Genomic DNA, 20,958 nt, shown 5'->3' with positions numbered 1-20,958 from the left:
GCATGATGCCGCGGTATCAAGCTGTTCTACGGAATTCGGCCGCTCTTGAGCACATGTTCCACGCCGCTTTGAACATGCCGCCTGACCACCTCGGTGGCGCCGGCGACATCGCGTCGAAGGGACAGTTCGAACAAGAGCCTGTGGTCGTCGACGACAGGCTTGCCGCGAAAGCTTTCGGCCAGCATGTGGTAGCGCAGAAAACGGTCGAAGACGGAGGACAGTGTCGCCATCAGCGTGACGGAATTGCAGGCCGAGACAATCGCCTGGTGGAATTCCCAATCGTAGCGGACCCAGTCGACCGTGCGCGACACGTCGCCCGCCAGCAGCTTGCGCTCGGCAGCAGCCAGCCGGTGATGGGCAGCGACGATGCGCCCCTCCCATTCGAGATTTCCCGCCGCGAAGGCGAGGCCGATCGCATGCGTTTCCAGCACGATCCTCAGATCGGCAAGCTCCAGCAGTTCCCGCCGCGATGCGGGGCTGACTTCAAAACCACGCTGCCCTTCGGCGACGACAAGGTTCTCCGTGGTCAGGCGGCTCAGAATTTCGCGCAGCGACGAAATGCCGATCGAGTAGCGTTCCTTGGCCTGCTCCAGCTTGATCTTGGCCCCCGGCGGCAATGTGCCCGATATGATATCCTCGCGGATCTGCCGGAAGACGATATCGCTGACTGTTTCAGCCGGGTCGTGGACTTGCGTGAGCATGGCTTTTCCTGCTTTGCCGAGATGCATTCCCTGTGGTGCTATTTCAAAGTCCCGCGCGCCAGGGCATGTTCGACCCCGCCTTGAATATGCAGGACAAGCACGCGCTTGGCCGTCTCCGCATCCCGTCGCAGCGCCGCATCCAAAAGCTGCTGGTGTTCATTGGCCGCGACATCGCCGCGGTAGGATAAGGCAACCATCTGGTATCTGAGATATCTGTCAAAGATCGCCGCGTGCGTTTCCATCAGCAATTTCGATCCGCAGGCCGATATCAGGGCCTGGTGGAACTCCCAGTCGTAACGCTTCCAGTCCTCGGCCCGGCTGGTATCGCCTGACGCCATCACCTGCTCCATCCGCGCCAGTTTGTAATGGGCCGAGACCAGCGGCGCCTCCCATTCCACGTCTCCGCGCGCAAAGGACTGCTCCAGGGCATGCGTCTCCAGCAGCAGCCTCATCGCCGCCGTCTCCTTGAGATCGGACACCGACACCGGCGAAACTTCGAAGCCTTTCTGCCCCTCGGCAACGACGAGACCCTCGGAGGACAGCCGGTTCAGCACCTCTCTCAGCGTGCTGATGCTGGTCTCGTAGGACTCCTTCAGGCTGTCCAGCTTCAATTTTTGTCCGGGCGCCAGCCGCCCGAAAATGATATCGGCCCGAATCCGCCTGTAGCTGCTCTCGGCAATGGTCTCGTTCACGACAGGCTGCAGCATCATGAGTCTCTTATATTTCCGATATCGTCGGATATATCGCCTTTCGGCAACGCTAAGCAAGCAAACATTCGTGCCGGAGCCAGCACAATTTTCTCATATGATACGGATTTCTGCCGGTATTGAAGCCGGGGAAATCTACCCGCGCTGCACCGACACGCGCCCGGCCTTCAAAATCATCTGAGAGGCCTTCAGCGCGGCCGGCTTGACAGGGAGGATTGGGACTTGGAGCGGCGGCAATTGTTTTTTCAATCGCACGCAACCATCTAATAGGCATGAGTTACGGGAAAATTGTCCCGCCCCAGCAGCCCGTTTACCGAAAACCAACCATACTGGGTTGCTTTCCGACGCGAAAGCCGATTGCTTAGGAAAATCTACTCCTTCTTCCGCTAGCGGTGAGGAGAATGAAAGGGGGCACAGGCAAACCCGTGGAATTCTGCTGCTTCGCATCGAGGTGAACTATGATTACGATGGCGATGCGGGAAGGCCGGTTTGAAGAAAGATGACGACAGAACTGTTTCAGGTAAAATTTTGGGGCGTCCGCGGCAGTATTCCCGTATCCGGCCCCGAGTTCGACCGCTACGGCGGTAACACGTCCTGCATCGAAATTCGCTGCGGAAAACATCGGATGATCTTCGACGCGGGCTCCGGCCTGCGTGAGGCGGGGCTGTCACTGCTCGCCGACGGTGTCAGCGATGTCGACCTGTTCTTCAGCCACTGCCACTACGATCACATTATCGGCCTGCCCTTCTTCAAGGCGATCTATTATCCCTCGATCAACGTCAACATCTGGTCGGGCCATCTCGACGGCAAGATGAGCACGCGGGAAATGGTCGAGCAGTTCATCAGCCCGCCCTGGTTTCCTGTCAAAACCGACATCTGCCAGGCGACGATGAATTTCAGCGACTTCCACCCCGGCCAGGTGCTGACGCCCCACAAGGGCGTCACGATCAAGACCTTCATGCTGAACCATCCGGGCGGCGCCATCGGCTATCGCGTCGAGTGGCAGGGCCGTTCGGTCGCGCTGATCTACGACATCGAGCATATTCCCGGCAGCCACGACCCGGTCTCGCTGGAGATGATGCAAGGCGCCGATCTCGTCGTCTACGACTGCACTTACAATGAAGACGAGATGCAGCGTTTCAAGGGCTTCGGCCATTCGACCTGGGAGCACGGCACCGAGCTGGCAAGGATGGCGGGCGCCAAGCGCTTCGCCCTGTTCCACCACGCCCCCTCGCGCACCGACGAACAGCTGGCTGAGATGGAAGCCAAGGCGCAGGCCGCCTTCCCCGAATCCTTCGCCGCCCGCGACAACCAGACCGTTGTGATCTAAAGCGCGTCGCGATCTTTCGTAGTCTCGCACATTTTGCGCGACATGCTCTGCGGAACGGATGCCGAGCCAGACCGTTTCCCCCGCGCGAGATCAATGAAACGGGGACAGCCATGACCGTGTTTTCCGGACAATGCCTTTGCGGCCAGGTGCAGCTTTCCGTTCGGGGCGAGCCTTTGCGCGTCGGGATCTGTCATTGCACCGATTGCAGGAAGGACAGCGGTTCGGCCTTTACCTTCTATGGGATCTGGCCCGCCGGCCAATTCGAGCACACGGGGGAAACCGGCGCGTTCCAAGGCCGGCATTTCTGCACCGGCTGCGGCTCGCGGCTGTTTTCCGCCGATGCCGTAGAGGCGGAGATCAAGCTCGGCATCCTCTCCGAAGCCCCGACGCCGCTCGTGCCGGGCTACGAACTCTGGATCAAGCGCCGCGAAGCGTGGCTGCGGCCGGTGGAAGGCGCCGAGCAATATGAGGAAGACCGCAGGTGAGCGGCGGCGGGCGCCCGATGGCCGCCCTCGTCCGGCATCGCCGGATCGCCGTCGCCGGCGTTGTCGCCGCCCTCATCCGAGAATTTCCCAGGCGCTTTGATCCCCTTCTATCTTAGAAGCGCCGATGCCGATGACCAGCGGACGGCAGGATGCCGGCCCGTCATGACAAACAAGGCCGACAGGAAATCCCAGGCGGCGGCGTCATGCACCAGATGGTGGGTGAGCACGCCGATCGGCTCGTCATTGCCGGCAAAGCGGTCATGCAGCTCGGCCACCAGCTCGGCCACCAGTTCCGCCTCGCCGCGTCCGCCGCGCGTGCCGTGCCAGTCGATGATGTCGACATGGGTGTTGAGCAGCGGCATCGGGCCGCCCTGCCTTGCCCGCCCATAGACCGACAGCGCCGCAAAACCAAGCCCCGGCAGTGCCGGGATAAGGGCCGCGTGGATGCGGTTCCACGGCGGCACCAGCAGCCGCTGGAAGCGGGCCGGATGCAGCCGCTCCAGCAGCCGCAACCCTTCGCGCAACTCGCCGAGCACGACGTCTGCCGGCCGCTCGCCGCCGAGTTCCTGCTTCTTGGCCTCCGGCCCGGCATGGTTCGTGTGCGACCAGCCGTGCACGGCGACAGTCACGCCTGCCTCCGCCGCCAGCCGCGCCGCCAGAGCCTCGCCGGTCAGGCCGGGAATGACGGCAAGCGTCAGCGGAACCCTGCTTTCCCCCGCCAGCGCCAGCAGCGTTTCAAGCGCCGGCGTCGGCTCGATGGCATCATCGTCCCGCAGCCAGAACCGCACCACCCGGCCGGCGGCCTGCCAGCGGTCGAGTTCGCGGCGCAGCGGCTCCCAGTCGTCCATCCGATCGGTCATCACTTCACTCCTGTTCCCGCATGGTCCCGCAAAATTCCGTCCAGTCGTTCCGCCGCCACCGCCAGCGAGCGCTCCTCGAGCACGAAGCGCTGCGCCGCCTGCCCCATGGCGTCTCGCCGCTCTCCATCGTCAAGCAAGGCAGCCACGGCCCCGGCATAGGCAGCAATGTCGCCATCCCGGGTCAGCAGGCCGGTCACCTCGGCCTCGACCACGGAAGGCACGCCCGCCGTTTCCTGTGCCACGACAGGCAGGCCGGCGGCCTGGGCTTCCAGATAGGCAAGCCCGTAAGCCTCGCCGCAGCCCGGCCAGACATACATACCGCCGCGCCCGAGCAGGCCGGCGATCTCCGCTCCGTCCAGCTCGCCCAGCCACTCGATGCGGCCCGGGGGAAGGCCGGCAAACAGCGCCTGCACCTCCTGGCGCATCGGGCCGTCACCGATGACGGCAAGCGTCCAGGGCCGGTCTTCGATCAGCCGCAATGCCTTTGCCAGCATCGCATAGCTCTTCATCTTGTCGCCCGCCCGCATCATCGCCACCGTCACCAGCCGGCGCGGGTCCGGCGCCGGCGATACCGTCTCGAACAGCGCCGTGTCGATGAAAGGTTGCAGGCGGCCAAGCCGGGCCTGCGGAAAGGCGGCGGAAAGCCCTGCCCGGTCTCGCTCGGTGAAGCTGATGTTGACCGCCGCCTGCAGGATCGCTTCGCCGACGCGCTGCTGCTGGGCGGCCCAGCCGGTGCTGTCGCGCTTGGCCGCATAGGAGGCTTCCGCCGTCACATAGGGAATGGCCAATTCAGCCGATATCGCCGGCCCGAAAGCATCGGGCGATTTGTAATAGGGGTGGTAGCAGAACCAGAGTTCGGGTCGCGGCCCGCAAGCCCATTTGTCCCGCAGCCGCTGCAATTCGGCACGGATGGCCGGTTCGAGCGCCGCTGCCGCCTCCGGGCTCGCGGCATAAGCGCGGAATTCGGACACGATCTCGACCTCGTGGCCGGCGCGCTCGAGCGCCCGGATCAACAGCCGCGCCATCAGCCGGTCGCCCGACGGCACCGGATGGTTCGGCGATTTCATCGGCGCGTAAAAAGCCACCCGCATCCACAACCCTCACCTGGAGACACACTGTTTCCACCCGGCATGCCCGCCGGCGCAACTCCGCTATTGTCCATTTCCCGAAAACTTGCGCATAAGCATATGGAATGTGATCGCGATCGAAACAATTCCGCCTTTTTGCCAATCTCTATGGGCGCGCGGTTGCATCGACAAGAACGGGAATGAATGACGACGGCCTCAGTCACAGGGATTTTTTCGGAGCGCTCGATCAGAAGGGCAAGGCTTGGTTCCGGCCTGGTCATTTTCATCTTCGTCCTGCTGCATTTGTCGAACCATGCGATCGGCCTGATTTCGGTCTCCGCCGCCGATAAGGCCGCCCGCCTTTTCCTGGCGATCTGGCGCAATCCGGTCGGGACCGCCATCTTCTATTCGTCGATTCTGACCCACATCGCGCTGGTGCTGCGCGCCATCTATATGCGCCGCAGCCTGGTCATGCCGAAGGGCGAAATGGCGCAGATCGTGCTCGGCTTGCTGATCCCGCTGCTTCTCATGGATCATGTCATCGGCACGCGCATCGCCCACGAGCTCTACGGCTATATCGACGATTACGAGACGGTCGTGACTACGCTGTGGATCCGGAACCCGACGAACGGCCTGCGCCAGGGGCTCGGTGTCCTCGCCGTATGGATCCACGGCTGCATCGGCATCCATTTCTGGCTGCGCTACCGCCCCTGGTACCCGAGCTTTGCGCCATTGTTGCTGGCGCTGGCGATCCTCGTACCGGTTCTGTCGCTGCTCGGCTTCGTCGAAATGGGCCGCACGCTCGCCGACCCCTCCTACCAGCAGGCCATCGCCAACAGCCCTTACAAGGCGACCGTCAACAGCCATTTCGCCTCGAACCCCGGGATTGGCCGTGAAGTCTCTGAGATCCGCGCCGTGCTTTACGGCGCTTTCTCGCTCTCCCTGCTCATCGTCGTCGTCGCCCGCGCCCGGCGCAAGCTGAAGGAGCGCCTCGACCAGGTGGCCGTGCATTATCCGGGCGGCGAAGTGATCCGTGTGCCGCGCGGCTTCTCGGTGCTGGAAGCAAGTCGGCTCGGTGGCCTGCCGCATTATTCCGTCTGCGGCGGCAAGGGCCAGTGCTCCACCTGCCGCGTGCAGATCCTCGGCGATTACGAAGCCCTGCCGGCCCCCGACAAGATGGAACAGACGACGCTGCGGCGCATCAATGCCGGGCCGGATGTCCGGCTCGCCTGCCAACTGCGCCCCGACCGCGACCTCGCGGTCGCGCCGCTGCTCGTGCCGGCGGTCGAAGGCGCCCTTCCCGCCAACAGCCAGGAGACCAGCCCCGGCCGCGAGCGTGAGATCGCCGTGCTCTTCGTCGATATCCGCCATTTCACCACGCTGACGGAAACCCGCCTGCCCTTCGATGTCGTCTTCCTGCTGAACCGCTATTTCGCCATCATCGGCAAGGCGGTGGAGCAGGCGGGCGGGCGGCTCGACAAGTTCATCGGCGACGGCGCCATGGCGCTCTTCGGCCTCAACACCGCGCCGGAGCAGGCATGCCGCCAGGCGCTCACAGCGGCTGCGGCAATCGTCGCCGAGATCGAGAAACTCGCCGCCGAACTCGCCGAGGAACTGGCGCTGCCGCTGCGCATCGCAATCGGCATTCACACCGGCCCCGCCGTCGTCGGCACGATGGGCTATGGGCGGGTGCGCAGCATGACGGCGATCGGCGATACCGTGAACGTCGCGAGCCGGCTGGAAAGCGCCGCCAAGGAGTTCGAGGCGGCAATCGTCATCTCCGAACCGGTGGCAACCCTCTCCGGCGCCGATCTTTCCGGCATCGAAAGCCGTGAAATCAACGTGCGCGGCCGCGCCCTGCCCTTGAAAGTCTATGTCATTCCGCGAGAGAAAGCGGCAGCACCGCTCGAAGGAAAAGACTGATGCCCGGCAAACCCTGGCTCACCGCCAGATATTGGAGCCGCCGCCTGCGCAAGGCGCGCAATCGAGCCGTCTCGCGCTTCTTCGACACCCGCTTCGGCCGCCGGCTACTGATCGAGAATATCGGCCCGCGCGTCACCTCGATGACGGTCGACGCCGGCGACCATCTGATGACCTTCTCGCCCGGCGATTATATCGGCCGCAAGGTCTTCCGGAAGGGCCATTTCGAGCGCGACGCCGTCGACCGGCTGATCGCCATCCTGCGCGAGCGCGGGCTGCTGCGAAAGGATGCCACACTGCTGGAAATCGGCGGCAATATCGGCACCCAGACCGTCTATTTCGCCTTGAGCGGCACCTATGCCCACATCGTCAGCATCGAGCCCGACCCGCGCAATTTCCCGCTGCTTGAACGCAACATCCGCCAGAACCGGCTGGAGGAAAAGGTCCGACTTATCAATTGCGCTGCCGGCGAGCACGCCGGTGAGATCGACTTTTTTCTCAACCTCAACAATCACGGCAAGAGCAGCGCCATCCGCCAGAGCCCGACCGACAGGAAGATCAGCGTGCCGGTAAAGCCGGTCTCCGAGATCCTCGCCGGCCTTGCGATCGACCCCGCCGCGATCGGCCTGGTGTGGATGGATATCGAAGGTTACGAGCCGGTCGCCTGCCGCTCGATGCAGCCGCTGCTTGCCCGCCGCGTGCCGCTGCATATGGAATTCACGCCGCTGTTCTACGGCGCCGAGGGCACGAAGGCCTTCATGTCGATGCTGTCGGGGTTTTACGAGGATTGCCTCGTGCTGTTCGAGGACCGCGAGGTGGAGATGAAGGTACGGGATCTGCCGGGCGAGTTTGACCAGTATAATGTGCTGTTTTTGCCGTAGGCTTACATCCTGACAGCTGATCGTTGACGCCGTGCCGTGCGGCACGCCTTCTCAAGTCTCGAGCATCGCGCGCCGGCTCCTCAAGGCAGCGGAGCCGGCGTGTCGGCGAGCGTTCTGAGATAGGCGATCACGTCAAGCCGGTCGGCTTCATCCGGCGCGGCGCGGATTTCCATGTCGACGCCAGGTGTCGTCAGTGTCGGACCGGCAAGAAAGATATTGAGATCCTCATAGGTCCAGGACCCCTCCCAGGCCGACAGGGTTTTGGAGTAGCCGCCAAACTTGGTCGAGGCCTTGTCGCGTCCGACGACGTTCCACAAGTTCGGCCCCCGGGTGGGTCCACCCTGGGCGCGGGTAGCATGGCAGGAGGAGCAGTTGGGGGCAAAGAAGGCCGCGCCTTTGGCCGGGTCGCCCTTTGCCAGCTTCGCGGCAATCGGCTCGGGTTTCAGAATGGTAACGCCATGCGCCAGCAGGTAGGCGGCGATCTCGGCCTGATCATTGTGCCTGGCAAGGTGATAGGGCGTGATAATGGCCGGCAGACGGGCGGGATCACCCCGGGTCCAGACGGCGTTGACGTCGGCGCCGGCTTCGACGAGCACCTTGACGCAGTCGAGACAGCCGTTCGCGACCGCGAAATGCAGCATGCGCTCGCCCCTCGATGCGGCGTTCGGGTCGGCGCCGTGCGCCAACAATAGTCCCATGAGGTCGGCGGAATTCTGCAGAACGGCGCCGGTAAGCGGCAGGCCGAGCGCCGAGGGGTTGTTCACGCCGGCCCCGCGCTCGATCAGCAATTCCACGGCTTCGGGATGACCGCTGCGAACCGCCAGGAAGAGCGGCGTGATCCCTTTCTCCTGCTCCTCGATGTCGGCGCCGGCATCGAGGGCCGCCGCGATGGCTGTCAGGTCGCCGCTCTTGACCGCCTCGTGAAGTGGAGCGCATTGGCCGGCTGTGAGAGCACTCAAATAGATGAGCGCGCTTCCGATCAGTTCACGCATCCGGCTCTCCCTCCGCCAACACGGTGACCGATAATTATATACCCGAGCGCCCCTGCCGGCCAGCTTGGCGTGCGCCCCGGACCTCCACGTCTGCCGTCAATATTCGCGAGAACCAATTGGAGGAGGAGGGCCTGGCTTATTGCACCGCCGGCGATAGGCCAGATCTTGTGCAAGCCCGAAAAAAGCGGTTAGCTGCCGTCATTGGGGACGCTCTTCATGCATGGTTAGAGGAGCTTTGGGGCGACAGCTGCGCTGAGAGGTGTCCGCATTTCGAGGGAAATCTCGTGCGCTGGTCCAAACCGCTTAGAGTGCATCTCGGCGTCCTGGTCGTCGCATCGCTGCTCTGCACGTCGATGCCGATCATCTGGATGGCATTCAGGCAGGGAAGCGATGCCGCGGTGAATTCCGGCGTGCAGCAGATGCGCGGGATGAGCCTGCGGCTGATCGAGGGATATCGCAGCACGCTGCAGGGAGGCACCGAGGCGATCGCGCTGGCATCGACCCTGCCGCAGCTCGCCTCCCCGCCGCCTGAGGATATGACTGCGAAACAGGAAGTGTTTCTGGAAGTCCTGAGAAACGTCCCCGAAGCGACGAGCATCTATACCGGATATCCCGACGGCTCGTACCTGCAGGTCATCAATGCCGCAAGGAGGGATGTTCGCCAGACCCTCGCGGCGCCTGACGAGGCGGCCTTCGCGATCAGAACGATCGCGGAGCGGCAAAGCGCGGACGTCCTGTCGACGCTCCGCTTTCTCGACAGCAAGGCAAGACCGATCGGCGAGCGGGACATCGAAGATGTGTCCTTCGATCCGCGGCAACGCCCCTGGTATCAATCCGCCGTTCAGGACGGGGTTCCGGTCTCCGTCGGACCCTATGTGACCGGAACGCTCAAGGTTCCGACGCTGACGATCGCGGCGCCGATGAAGGGCGACGGCCGGGTGGTCGTCGGCATCAACATTCACCTGCAGACCATCAGCCGCCTGCTGGATGCGCGGGGGATTTCGCCGCATGCCCGCGCCTACATCATCGATGGCGGCGGTCAGCTCGTTGCCCATTCCGACCCCGATATCATGAGCAGGATCATCGCAATATGGTCGAGAACATCCGGCGCCTTCGTCATGACGACAAACGGTTTCGACACCAGTGTTGAAACTGTCGTCAGGCTGCGGCGGGATCCCGCCTTTGCAAACGGCGGCGTGGCACGGCTCGATCTCGATGGGGAAAGCTATCTCGTGCAGATCGCTCCGGTCAGCATATCCGGTCTGTTTAAGGGAAGCACCGCCGCAATCGTCGTGCCGCTGGAAGACCTTGTGGCTGAGGCCAACCGGCTGCTCGTGCGCAATCTCCTGATGGCCGGCGCCTTCGTGCTTGCCGGTGTGGCTGCATCGGTGGTTCTCTCGCGTATGGTCAGCCGCTCTCTCTATCGGCTCGCCGACGAGGCGCGCAGGATCGGCGATCTCGATGTCGGCGAGAAAACCCTGTCGCATTCGTGGATCAGCGAGATCAACACGTTGGCGAGCGCGCTCTCGGCAAGCCGTCACGCCATCGGCCAGTTCGCCCTCTATGTCCCGCGTGAAGTGGTTCGGCGGATCGTCAGCCCGGAAGGGCGAGCGGTCGTCAAGGCGAAGCGGCAGGATGTGAGCGTGCTGTTCACCGATATCAGAGACTTCACGACCATATCCGAGCTCAACTCGCCCGAAGATGTGGTCGATACGCTGTCGGCCTATTTCGAACTGCTGAACACCATCGCCGAGAGCCATGGCGGGACAGTCGTCCAATATCTCGGCGACTCCATTTTCGTCATGTGGAACGCCCCTGTCCCGGATGTAAGGCATGCCGAAAACGGCTGTCGATGCGCCCTTGCCATGAAAGCGGCGATCGACGGCCTGAACGCGGAAAACGGCAAGAACCGCCGTCCCGCGCTGGTCACGCGATTTGGATTGCACACCGGCCCGGCGGTCGTCGGCAGCTTCGGCGCGATTTCGCGGCAGCAATACACGGCCATGGGCGACACGATCAACGTCGCCTCACGGCTGGAAGGATTGAACAAGGAATACGACACCTCGATCCTGGTCAGTGCCGCCATCCATGACGCCGTTGGCGATCGCTTCGAGTGTCGGCCGCTGGGTCTGGTGCAGGTCAAGGGGCGGGCTGAGAAGGTCGATCTATGGGAGCTTGTTGGGGAGAGCGGCAAATAAAATTTGGCGCGATTTTCGGGGAAGGCGAAATTCCTCAATCTCAACAATCACGGCAAGAGCAGCGCTATCCGCCAATGTCCGAAATCCTTGCCTAACTCGATCGATCCGGCGCCTACCGGTCTATGCGGGCGCTGCCTTCCGGCCGCGTCTCGCTGGCACCGGTCGCTTGCTTGGTGATCCGGCATATGGCGAGTTGTCATCTTCTTTGTCATCTCCGCCAAACCTCGCCGCCCCATCATTGCCACCACTTGGCTTTCTCAAGGATGACTTTCCGCATCACCTTGTGGTTGTCGGGAACTTGGATCTCGATAACCTTGCTTTTATTTCCCTTTTTCACCTCAGTGCACACTGCTGCCACCGCCGGAAAAAATGGGTCGGCAAAATCACTCATTCCAAGAGTGGCGGCAGCTTTTTCTGCCGATTCTGCCGTCATGTTGAAGCCGCATGCCGATTTCGTAACACTGTGAAAATAGAATGCCGCTGCGGTTTTGCGATCGTCAGCCTGAACATGACCCGCCGTAGCAAAAACAAACGCGAGAGCGCCTAAAATATGCAGCTTCATTATACTACCCCTAATTAGAATCTCTGAGCGCACCACAACTTCGCAGATTTCAATCGGGCGCGGCATTCGCCCTGCCGGTTAAGAGGTGACGGTGTTCAATATGCGGCCCCGCGCCCCTCAAACAAGCCTCTTCGCCTCTGCTCGCGCATGCTCATGATATTTGTTCTCCCGCAACGTGCCGAACAGCTTCAAGCTCTCCAGATGCTCGCGCTGGGCGCGGTAGAACTCGTTGAGGAAAATCAGCTCCTGGCCTGATTTCACGGCGTCCGAATAGCGGATCCGCCGGGTGATGGTGCGCACGATCTGTTCGATCTCCTTGTGGTTGGACGTCTTCGTCGAGTCGCGAAGCACGTCCTCCAGCGTCTGCAGCTCATATTTGCCGTAGACATCGAGATGTTCCGGCAGAAATTCGAATTCCGCCTGCGACGATGCGGCGGCGAACGCAGGCAGTGCGAGGTCGGAGAGCAGCACGGAACGCGGATTGTCGACCACCAGGGTGCCGGCGATGATGTCGCCGATCCGTTGCCGGCGTCGGTTGGCCAAGGGAACGATCACGACCACCAGAAGCCAGGCGCCCGTCAAACCGTTTTCCCACGCCGATTGATATTCTACCGACGCCAGAAGGCTTATGGGAGCGAAGATCTCCACCTCTTTCATCAGGTTGCGCGCAGTCACCTGGTGTGGTGTCAGCCTCCGTCCATTGACGTTGATGACGCGGATGCCGGTTATCTTTTTCCCGAGCGTGCGGCCGTTCCAGATGAGCTCCGAGAGAATGTAATAGGGGGTCCGCACCAGAAAACCCAGCAGGATGACCAGCATCGTCTCGGCACTCGGAGGCAGGAGCCCTGTGAAGCCGATAACGAACGCACAGACGAAGATGAGCAGAGTAGTGAAGAGCATGTCGAGGAATTGCGCACCGAAACGGGTTCCGAGTGAGCCGATCGCGAAACTGATCGGAACGCCCTCCGGCGGGATGAACTGTTCGACGCGTTTGCCGTCCGTCACTGGCTGGTTCATCGCGCGGGCTCACGCGAAATATTGCTGTCGCGGCCGCCGAGCAGCAGCCAGCATATCCAAAAGAGACCCATTCCCCAGCCGATGGTGAGGCGCCAGACCGGCTCCTGGATCAGCTGACGCAAAAATCCCTCGATCAAGGCTGCCACGACAAGCATCAGTGCCGCGAGGATCGCGAGCTTGACGGCATCATGCCCCTGATGGCGCAACGCTTCCTTTCGCGTTCGCGCGCCCGGCAGAAGAACGGCAAGTCCGAGCCTCGCACCGCCGGCGCACGCAATGGCGATGGCCGCAAGCTCCGTCACGCCGTGAATCGAGAGCCAGGCGAACACGTCGTAACCCAGCCCCCTGCGCGCAAACATCGCAAAGAACGCGCCGAGGATCAGACCATTGTAGAAGGTCAGAACGAAGCTCGGCAGCGATACGAAAACACCGAGCGTGAAAATCAGGACGACGATGCTGGTGTTGTGGGAAAACAGAAAGGTAGAAAATGCCGCCAGCCGGTCGCTGTCATGCCGTTCGTCGCCATAGATCGTCGAGCGGAGATAGTCGGTCGATGCGTCGGGCGTGCGCTGATCGGCCATCTCCGGAGGCACGAAGGTGTAGAACCAGCCCGGGTCGTTTTGGTAGAGCCTGTATCCGGCGACGGCCCCCAGAATGAGGGCGAGGAAGCCGATGAACAGCGGCAGGGCCGATCGGCGCACCGCCTGCGGAATGCCATGCAGCAGCAAACGGGTCGCAAGGCCGCCCAGGCTTTCCTGCGGCGCGTAGACGACCAGATAGGCCCGGGCGCAGAGACTTTCCAGATAGGCGATCAGGGCACGGTCGAGCGAGATGTCGCGCGCGACGCTCAGCGAATTCATCGCCTGCCTGTAGCCGGCGGCCAGATTGCGGACTTCATCATAACCGAGCGCGGCTACGCCGCCTTTTTCAGCGCGCGTCACCAACTCGTCCAGTTGACGCCAATGTGCCTCGCGCTCCACCCGGAAGCGCGCCGAGCGAAGCATATCGGTCTGGCCGGCGCCTGTTTCCGCCGTCGGGGGCCTGTCTATCCTGCCATCGATACCGATATCCATCATATCATCTCACGGGATTTGATTTCGATGTAGCGCGCAATGAGATCCGAGGTCAGCGCCTCCGGGGTGCTGTCGAGGCAAAGCACGCCGAGGCGCCCGAGCTTTTCCATGACGGCCCGCCTCTCCTGCAGGATCTGGCGCGCCGCGACGGAGCGGGCGACGGCGTCCATGCTGATCTCCTCGGGTTCGACAAGCTTCTGCAGCATGGGATCGCGCAAGGCGACATAGACGATGAAATGATGCCGGGCGAGCACCTGTATATTCTCGATCATCAGCTCTGCCGTGATGCTGTCGACGAAATCGGAGAATATCACGATCAGCGAACGCCGCTTCAGGCGTCCCGACAAATGCGTCAGTCCCAGCGTATGATTGCTTTCCTGGGTTTCATAACGCAGCCCGGCGCAAACCGTCTGCAATCTGGGAAAGGCCGATCGCCCCGGCAGGGCCGGCACGAACAGGCGCGGACGGCTGTCGAAGCTGTAGAAGCCGACGAGATCGCCGGCGAGCCCTGCCCCCCAGCACATGGCGAGCGCCGCATTGATGGCGCGGTCGAGCTTGGTGAAGCCGCCAAGCTGCTCGGCCATCAGCCGTCCGGAATCGACGCACAGGATGACCTGGTGGTTTCGTTCGGCCCGCATCTCGCGCACGACGAGACTGCGCATGCGCGCCGACCGCTTCCAGTCGATGCTGCGCGGATCCATGCCGTTGGCAAATTCGCGCAGCTGATGGAATTCCGATCCCTCGCCACGCAGGCGCAAATCCTTCTGGCCGGCCTCCAGCGGCAGAATCTGGGTCTTGATCGCCCCTGACAGCACCGGCGATATGTCGGGCAGAACGGCGATCTCCTGTCCGACCGGCATGCGCGCGATGATGTCGAGCAGCTTGAGCCGCGATGGCCATTTCAGCCACAGCTCATGGACCGCGTATTGGCCGCGCCGTGTCAGGCGAAGATCGAGAACGGCCTTGGCCTGTTTTTCGCCGGCGTCGGCTGGTGCGCCCGGCAATCGGCTTTCGCCGACGACCAGCTCGGGAGCGAGATCGAGGCGGATGTCGATATTATGAGGCAAGGCGCCCTTTTGCGGGCTTATGCCGATCGTCAACGCTGCGGTGTGGCCGACAAAGCCTTGCCGCGGCAGGTCGAATTCGATCGTCATCCGGCTCGACACGATCGACATCACCAGATCGGCGGCCGTCAATGCGGCAAGCCCCGCCCATAGGCCGAGCAGGGGATAGCCCATATCGCGCCACCAGACGCTGACGAAGACCGTCACCGCAGCCAAAATCAGAACAAGCGCGATCAGATACCGGGATGGCCGCATTTAACGGGGCGCATCCACGCGGTTTATGATGTTCCGCAACACCTCGTCCGGCGTGCGGCCATCGATTTCCGCCGAGGGCGAAAGAATGATGCGATGGCGCAATGCCGGCACCAGCAACGCCTGAACATCGTCCGGCAAGCCGTAATCCCGGCCCTCGAAGGCTGCGCGCACGCGCACGGCCGAGGCAAGAGCATCTGCCGCGCGCGTCGATGCGCCGTAGAGAATATCGGCATCGGAGCGGGTGGCGCGCACGAGATCGACGATATAGGTCAGGATCGTCTCATCCAGACGGATCGCATCGATCAGCGCGCGTCCCTCGGCGAGCGCGGCGCTGGTCACGAGCGGACGGATGCCGGCATTGCGCAGATCCGATTTCAGCGCCTGGCTGGCGTGCCTGGACAGGATGGCGATTTCGGTGTCGCGGCTGGGAAAATCGACGACAAGCTTGAACAGGAAGCGATCGAGCTGTGCTTCCGGCAAGGGATAGGTGCCCTGTTGCTCGATCGGGTTCTGCGTCGCCAGCACGAAGAAATCCGAGCCCAGGGAATAATCGGCTCCGTCAAGCGTGACCATCCGCTCGTTCATCGCCTGCAGCAGAGCCGATTGCGTCTTCGGCGGAGCGCGATTGATCTCATCGGCGAGCAGGATGTCGGTAAAGACCGGGCCCTTGGTCAGGTGGAACTGATTTGTCTGGAAGTTGAAAAGATTGACCCCCAGCACATCGCCGGGCATCAGGTCGGGCGTGAACTGGATGCGGCGATAGTCCAGCGCCATGGCGGCGGAGACCGAGCGGGCCAGCAGGGTTTTGGCCGTGCCGGGAGGACCCTCGACGAGGCAGTGCCCGCCGGCAAAGATCGAAATCAGGACGAGATCGACAATGGCGTCCTGCCCCTGCACTACCTTGCCGATTTCGCCACGAACCGCAGCGATGAGATTGCGAAATTCACCTAGATCCAAGCTCAAAGCTCCCTAACATTTTCCTGAATGTCTCAAGATTGCGATGCAGATCCGAGCGCGTCATGACATGTCCGCGTTCGGTCAGCGCCTCGGCTGCGGCATGCAATGCCTGCGCGCCGGCCTTATCCTGGCGCGCCAGGCGCTGAAACAGGCGCGCTATACCGGCCTGATTTCCGGCGCCCGATCCGAACAGCAACTGCGCTTTATCGGCAAGCAGATGCAGCACGAACTGGCCGGCCATCCGCCCGTCATTGCCCGACAGGCGCAAGAGCCGCGCCGTGGCGTCGATCGCTGCCGTCTTCGACATTTCGATGTTGCCGGACGTATCGCCCAACGGCGGCCCGAAGCGATAGGCGCCGCGCCAGCAGCAGATCGCTGCGACAACGAGAAGCGTTCCCCAGATGACGGAGAGCGGATAAGCGAAAAACCGCTTGAGGTCGGAGGCAGAACGCTCATAGGACTTGCCCTCGTCCACCGGTTTTTCGCGGTCCAGAGGTTCGCCTGCCGTATCCAGATAGACCGGCCGTACGTCGCCGGCGCCACGGAGACGCTCGACGAGCGACACGGCAAAGGCGGCGTTATCGGCCAGGGCCATTCCGTGATTGTTCAACAGGTCGGGATCCGACAGAACATACACATTGGGCTTCTGCGCGCAGCGCAGGAGCAGCGCACCCAACGGCGTGCCTGCAATCTCCTTGCAGCCGCTCGGGAGACTCGACCGCTCGAAGGTCTGTGCTTGATAGAGGTCGATCTTGATTGGCTGGCCCGATTTCAGCTGGATTTGCGCCTCTTCAAAATCTGTCTTGCTGCGGGCGAAGCCAATATCCGAGTACCCGATCTTGTCGAGTTCGCCGCCGATATCGGTCAGGTCGACCAGTCCCGATTTGCTGGCAATACCATCCGTTGATACGCTGCCGCGCCATTTCGGCAAAATGATCAGCGTCGGCAGGGCGTATCGGCTTGCCTCCTTAGCCGGGTTTGCTGGCTGAGAGGCGACAGCCTCGCCTTGGCGTATCGACAGGGGAAAGATGCGCAGCGAGATTTCCGAACTCGCTCGGGCGACATGCGGGTCGGATCGCACGACAGGGATGCCCTTGGCCTGCAGCCACAATTCCAATCCTTTGTTGCCGAGCGGCGAGCGGTCGTAATCGCTGCCCCGCGGCAGCCAGAAGAGCGCCAGTGCCGCGAGCCCAAGCACCAGGATTAAAACGGGGGCCGACTTACGCATGAGTCAATCTGCCGACCGACAGCAGGCCACGCGCCGTCGCGAGAAGGGTGCTGAAATGGTTTTCCGCAACGGCGCGGCCGCCGTAATGCACGAGTTCCACCGCGGTCAGGAAATTTGCAAGACGCTCACGGTCGGGCATGTTTTTCGGCAGGCGGGCGAAAACGGCGCGTTCCGTGTCCGAGCGGAAAAGACGTGTTTCCGTCATATCAGCCGCGTGCAGCAGACAATGCCTGAGCAGCAGGACAACGGCCTGCCGTCGATCCGCCATGGCGGCAATACGCTGCAGGAAGTCGGTCGGCTCTTCCTCGGCCGCGGCCTGTGAGGTGCGCCAGCTTTCCGGCGCCTCTCCCTGCCGCTTCATTTCGCGGGGAGCAGATGCGAGCAAGACTCCACCGTTTCCGAAGCGTATCCACAAGCCGATGACCGCGATGAGACCGGCAAGCACGACGGCAACCGCCAGCGGTCCGCTGACTGCGGTCTCGCGCGGGACGATCAGCGGCTGGCGTTGTGGCGACGATGTCGCCGTATTCGACGTCGGCCCGGCTTTTGCCGAGGCGTCGTCATAGACGAGCGTACAGCGCAATCCGTTCTGCGAGCACTGCGCGGCATATTCGGCTGCGGCGGCGCTCTTTTGATCACCGCCCTCAACCTGCTGATTGTCGCCGTCCTGCGCCTGTGCGGGCGGAAACTGGGCCGAGGTGGCGAGCAACAGAGCCACCAGCAGGCCGACTTTGCGGATGATCATGCTCTAGGCGAAGACCTCAGCTCGTATCTCCGGACGCAGCGGATCCGCCCCGAACTTGTTTGGGCCTTCGGTGCCCGGAAGCAAGTTGATAACAAAGATCACAAGGCCGGTGACGTAACCGACATAGGGGATAAGGCCGAGGATAGAGAGCGCGAGATACCACCAACCGGAAATGTTGCGATCATGGAAGCGGCGAACCTCCAGAGCTATCAGCGGCAAAAATATCGCGAGGATGAGCAATCCGCCGATGATCAGGAACGCGGTGTTCACTGTCGCGCTTCCGCCTTGGCGATTGGAAAACGCACCCATGAAACCCGCCACAAATCCGCCTGCCCCCGCTACGATACAAAAGAATAGCTGAAACCACCAGAATTCCGACCGGGAAGCCCTGCCAGAAAAGGTTGCGTATTTCTGCACCAGAACAGTCCGAACAGCTTCAGTAAATCCCATTTCAATGCCCATTCTGCTGCTCTAAGGGGGGCGACGACCCACCATCGCCTCGCCGCGATAGTCATTTCGAATGAGAAAAGAGCTACAATTCAAGCGCAGAAATTGCAATAAGACGTTCATTCAGGTTCACGATTTAAAAGCAATGCTTGTAAACTGAGACTTTTTCATCACTTATTAGACGCCCCTTCGGGACGAGAATGCATCATCCTTGCTGGACTGACCTCCCAACGTTTATGCTTCCGACGGAAAAATAACACGCTTTCTCGATGCCGTCGGGAAGCGACAGCACCACGAACAATTCAGCTGCACGTCGGCCGAAACATTGATCCGCAACCGCACAAGGTGTGTCGTTTCCGCATCACTTTCCGTCAGGTTGCAAATATCCGCTTGGCAACAGCGCATTGGTTCGGTAGAAAACGCTCACCGCTCAATCGAACAAGGGAGGCGTTGAATGACATCAGTAATCATCGAAACCTTCCCATGTGGCATGTCCCGACGCTAGGTCATTGCCATTCGCGGCCCGCCTCGGGCGCGCCACATGCGGTTTTCTCTTCCTTCATAGCCCGATTGATCTGACGGGATCATTTTATCTCCCGCTTGGGCTGTGCGCCTTTTAACTCTCGCTTTGAGGACCGGCGTCGACATGGGCCGGGCTGGTTAAATGACTCGCAAGAAGCTCGATTTCCGTGCCGATGCCTATCGCAACGTGCTCGGCTTTGTTTTTCATCATTGGCGCCATCGGCTTGGTCTGGTGGGCATTATCGTCGTGCTGGTGATATCAAGCACGCTCGCCGAAGTCATGGTGCCGGTGTTCTCGGGCCGGATCGTCGATGCCATTGCCGGCGGCAATGCGGCGGATGGGGCGCTCCGTGCCTTCGTCGTCGTCGTGGCTCTGGGCATGACGAGCGTAGCGCTGCGCTGGTTCATCTTCAACGGCATCATCCGGCTGACGCTGCGCATCATGGCGGATGTCGTCAACAACGGCTTCCACAAGGTGCAGCGGTTCTCGACCGACTGGCATGCCAACAGCTTTGCCGGTTCGACGGTGCGCAAGATCACCCGCGGCATGTGGGCGCTCGATTCGCTCAACGACCTGCTGCTGGTCGCTCTTTTGCCGTCCATCGTCATGCTGGTCGGCGCCAGCATCGTGCTCGGCAGCTACTGGCCGGTCATGGGCCTGATCGTGGCCCTGGGATCGCTGATCTATATCGGCGTGACCGTGGCGCTTTCCATGGGCTTCGTATCGCCGGCGGCAAGGCTTGCCAATGCCTGGGACACCAAGCTGGGTGGGGCGCTGGCGGATGCAATCAGCTGCAATGCGGTGGTCAAAGCCTTCGGCGCCGAAAACCGCGAAGAGGCACGCTTGCGCCATGTGCTCGCCAAATGGGACAGCCGCACGCGGCGGACATGGAAGCGCGGCACATCGAGCGGCACGATCCAGGGCTTCATGATGGTGTCCATGCAGGCCGGCATCCTGGGCACGGGCCTCATCATGTGGCGGCAGGGACTGGCAACGGCTGGCGACATCACCTTCGTGCTGGCGATGTTCTTCGTTCTGCAGGGCTATCTCCGCAATGTCGGCCAGGACATCCGCAATCTGCAGCGGGCCGTCAACGACATGGAAGAGCTGGTGCTGCTCGACAAGATGCCGCTCGGCATCGAGGACAGGCCTGATGCCACGCCGATTGCGATTGGCGAGGGCGAGATCGTCTTCGATCGCGTCACCTTCCAATATGGCGCGCATCCCACCCCGCTTTACGAGGACTTTTCGGTCACCATCAAGCCGGGCGAGCGCGTGGGACTGGTGGGGCATTCGGGCTCGGGCAAGACGACTTTCGTCAAGCTCATCCAGCGTCTGCACGACGTGACGTCGGGCGCAATCCGCATCGACGGGCAGGATATCTCAGGCGTCAGGCAGTCAAGCCTGCGCGGCCAGATTGCCATCGTGCAGCAGGAGCCGATCCTGTTTCACCGCACGCTCGCCGAGAACATCGCCTATGGCAGGCCGAACGCCTCGCGCCGCGAGATCGAGCAGGCGGCGAAACAGGCAAGCGCCCACGACTTCATCATGGGCCTTCCCAAGGGCTATGAGACCATGGTGGGAGAGCGCGGCGTCAAACTGTCGGGCGGCGAGCGGCAGCGTGTCGCCATTGCCCGTGCGTTCCTCGCCGATGCGCCGGTGCTGATCCTCGACGAGGCGACGTCGAGCCTCGACAGCGAGAGCGAAGTCCAGATCCAGCAGGCGATGGAACGCCTGATGAACGGCCGCACCACGCTTGTCATCGCCCACCGGCTGTCGACGGTGCGGGCGCTGGACCGGCTGCTGGTCTTCGACAAGGGCAACATCGTCGAGGAAGGCGACCACCAGGCGCTGATCCGGCTGAACAACGGCATCTATCGCCGGCTGTTCGAGCGGCAGACGCTGGAACTGACCAAGGGTCTGGTGGCGTGAACCGGAATACGCCA

At 62.1% G+C, this 20,958-nt stretch carries 19 protein-coding genes; 6 read left to right on the top strand and 13 right to left on the bottom strand.

The window, feature by feature from the left end:
* Positions 1-26: 26 nt before the first annotated feature.
* Together GGD57_RS17110 and GGD57_RS17105 are read right to left on the bottom strand one after the other, a co-directional pair.
* Positions 27-701, bottom strand: a complete 675-nt coding sequence (locus GGD57_RS17110) for a GntR family transcriptional regulator (protein ID WP_184471526.1) — start codon at positions 699-701, stop codon at positions 27-29.
* 38 nt (positions 702-739) lie between these two features.
* The gene (locus tag GGD57_RS17105) at positions 740-1,408 is read right to left on the bottom strand and encodes a GntR family transcriptional regulator (protein ID WP_184471642.1); all 669 of its coding nucleotides are present in this window, start codon (positions 1,406-1,408) and stop codon (positions 740-742) included.
* 499 nt (positions 1,409-1,907) lie between these two features.
* On the opposite strand from GGD57_RS17105, the gene GGD57_RS17100 reads away from it, so the two are divergent.
* Together GGD57_RS17100 and GGD57_RS17095 are read left to right on the top strand one after the other, a co-directional pair.
* Positions 1,908-2,738 carry an MBL fold metallo-hydrolase gene (locus tag GGD57_RS17100; protein ID WP_184471525.1) on the top strand — a complete coding sequence of 277 codons (831 nt, stop codon included), beginning with the start codon at positions 1,908-1,910 and terminating at the stop codon, positions 2,736-2,738.
* A 110-nt stretch (positions 2,739-2,848) separates the two neighbouring features.
* Complete coding sequence (locus tag GGD57_RS17095; protein ID WP_184471524.1) at positions 2,849-3,223, top strand: GFA family protein; 375 nt, start codon at positions 2,849-2,851, stop codon at positions 3,221-3,223.
* Positions 3,224-3,330: 107 nt separating this feature from the next.
* Here the strand turns inward: GGD57_RS17095 and GGD57_RS17090 are convergent, their stop codons facing one another.
* Positions 3,331-4,083 (bottom strand): polysaccharide deacetylase family protein, encoded by a 753-nt coding sequence (locus GGD57_RS17090; RefSeq protein WP_184471523.1) that lies wholly within the window; start codon positions 4,081-4,083, stop codon positions 3,331-3,333.
* Positions 4,083-5,174: a glycosyltransferase family 4 protein gene (locus tag GGD57_RS17085; RefSeq protein WP_184471522.1), complete on the bottom strand. Its 1,092-nt coding sequence runs from the start codon at positions 5,172-5,174 to the stop codon at positions 4,083-4,085. Before GGD57_RS17085 ends, GGD57_RS17090 begins: the two co-directional genes overlap by 1 nt.
* Positions 5,175-5,354: 180 nt before the next feature.
* Between GGD57_RS17085 and GGD57_RS17080 the strand changes: the two genes are divergently transcribed.
* Entirely contained in the window at positions 5,355-7,073 is a 1,719-nt protein-coding gene (locus GGD57_RS17080; RefSeq protein WP_184471521.1) for an adenylate/guanylate cyclase domain-containing protein, read from the top strand.
* Positions 7,073-7,951: an FkbM family methyltransferase gene (locus GGD57_RS17075; RefSeq protein WP_184471520.1), complete on the top strand. Its 879-nt coding sequence runs from the start codon at positions 7,073-7,075 to the stop codon at positions 7,949-7,951. The genes GGD57_RS17080 and GGD57_RS17075 overlap by 1 nt, the downstream gene beginning before the upstream one ends.
* Before the next feature lie 80 nt (positions 7,952-8,031).
* Here the strand turns inward: GGD57_RS17075 and GGD57_RS17070 are convergent, their stop codons facing one another.
* Positions 8,032-8,943, bottom strand: coding sequence for an ankyrin repeat domain-containing protein (locus GGD57_RS17070; protein WP_184471519.1), 912 nt, complete (start codon positions 8,941-8,943; stop codon positions 8,032-8,034).
* A 284-nt stretch (positions 8,944-9,227) separates the two neighbouring features.
* On the opposite strand from GGD57_RS17070, the gene GGD57_RS17065 reads away from it, so the two are divergent.
* A complete protein-coding gene (locus GGD57_RS17065; protein WP_184471518.1) occupies positions 9,228-11,141 on the top strand; it encodes an adenylate/guanylate cyclase domain-containing protein in 1,914 nt (637 codons plus the stop codon).
* A 235-nt stretch (positions 11,142-11,376) separates the two neighbouring features.
* On the opposite strand, the gene GGD57_RS17060 is transcribed toward GGD57_RS17065, so the two are convergent.
* From GGD57_RS17060 to GGD57_RS17025, 8 genes are all read right to left on the bottom strand, one after another.
* A complete protein-coding gene (locus GGD57_RS17060; protein ID WP_184471517.1) occupies positions 11,377-11,703 on the bottom strand; it encodes a hypothetical protein in 327 nt (108 codons plus the stop codon).
* Positions 11,704-11,820: 117 nt separating this feature from the next.
* The gene (locus GGD57_RS17055) at positions 11,821-12,720 is read right to left on the bottom strand and encodes an RDD family protein (RefSeq protein WP_184471516.1); all 900 of its coding nucleotides are present in this window, start codon (positions 12,718-12,720) and stop codon (positions 11,821-11,823) included.
* Positions 12,717-13,793: a stage II sporulation protein M gene (locus tag GGD57_RS17050; RefSeq protein WP_184471641.1), complete on the bottom strand. Its 1,077-nt coding sequence runs from the start codon at positions 13,791-13,793 to the stop codon at positions 12,717-12,719. The genes GGD57_RS17055 and GGD57_RS17050 overlap by 4 nt, the downstream gene beginning before the upstream one ends.
* On the bottom strand, positions 13,793-15,112 hold the full coding sequence (locus GGD57_RS17045; protein WP_184471515.1) for a DUF58 domain-containing protein: 1,320 nt from the start codon (positions 15,110-15,112) through the stop codon (positions 13,793-13,795). Before GGD57_RS17045 ends, GGD57_RS17050 begins: the two co-directional genes overlap by 1 nt.
* The gene (locus GGD57_RS17040) at positions 15,113-16,069 is read right to left on the bottom strand and encodes an AAA family ATPase (RefSeq protein ID WP_184471514.1); all 957 of its coding nucleotides are present in this window, start codon (positions 16,067-16,069) and stop codon (positions 15,113-15,115) included.
* Positions 16,056-17,297 (bottom strand): hypothetical protein, encoded by a 1,242-nt coding sequence (locus tag GGD57_RS17035; protein WP_184471513.1) that lies wholly within the window; start codon positions 17,295-17,297, stop codon positions 16,056-16,058. Before GGD57_RS17035 ends, GGD57_RS17040 begins: the two co-directional genes overlap by 14 nt.
* Positions 17,290-18,042 (bottom strand): hypothetical protein, encoded by a 753-nt coding sequence (locus GGD57_RS17030; RefSeq protein WP_184471512.1) that lies wholly within the window; start codon positions 18,040-18,042, stop codon positions 17,290-17,292. The genes GGD57_RS17035 and GGD57_RS17030 overlap by 8 nt, the downstream gene beginning before the upstream one ends.
* 3 nt (positions 18,043-18,045) lie before the next feature.
* Positions 18,046-18,492 carry a DUF805 domain-containing protein gene (locus GGD57_RS17025; RefSeq protein WP_184471640.1) on the bottom strand — a complete coding sequence of 149 codons (447 nt, stop codon included), beginning with the start codon at positions 18,490-18,492 and terminating at the stop codon, positions 18,046-18,048.
* Positions 18,493-19,153: 661 nt separating this feature from the next.
* Between GGD57_RS17025 and GGD57_RS17020 the strand changes: the two genes are divergently transcribed.
* Positions 19,154-20,944, top strand: coding sequence for an ABC transporter ATP-binding protein (locus tag GGD57_RS17020; protein ID WP_184471511.1), 1,791 nt, complete (start codon positions 19,154-19,156; stop codon positions 20,942-20,944).
* Positions 20,945-20,958: the final 14 nt, after the last annotated feature.

Origin of the sequence: Rhizobium esperanzae (assembly GCF_014197615.1) — a bacterium.
In the GTDB taxonomy this organism is placed as follows: domain Bacteria; phylum Pseudomonadota; class Alphaproteobacteria; order Rhizobiales; family Rhizobiaceae; genus Rhizobium; species Rhizobium esperanzae_A.
Note: the sequence above shows the minus strand (reverse complement) of the source record. Positions and strands in the feature narration are given on the sequence as shown.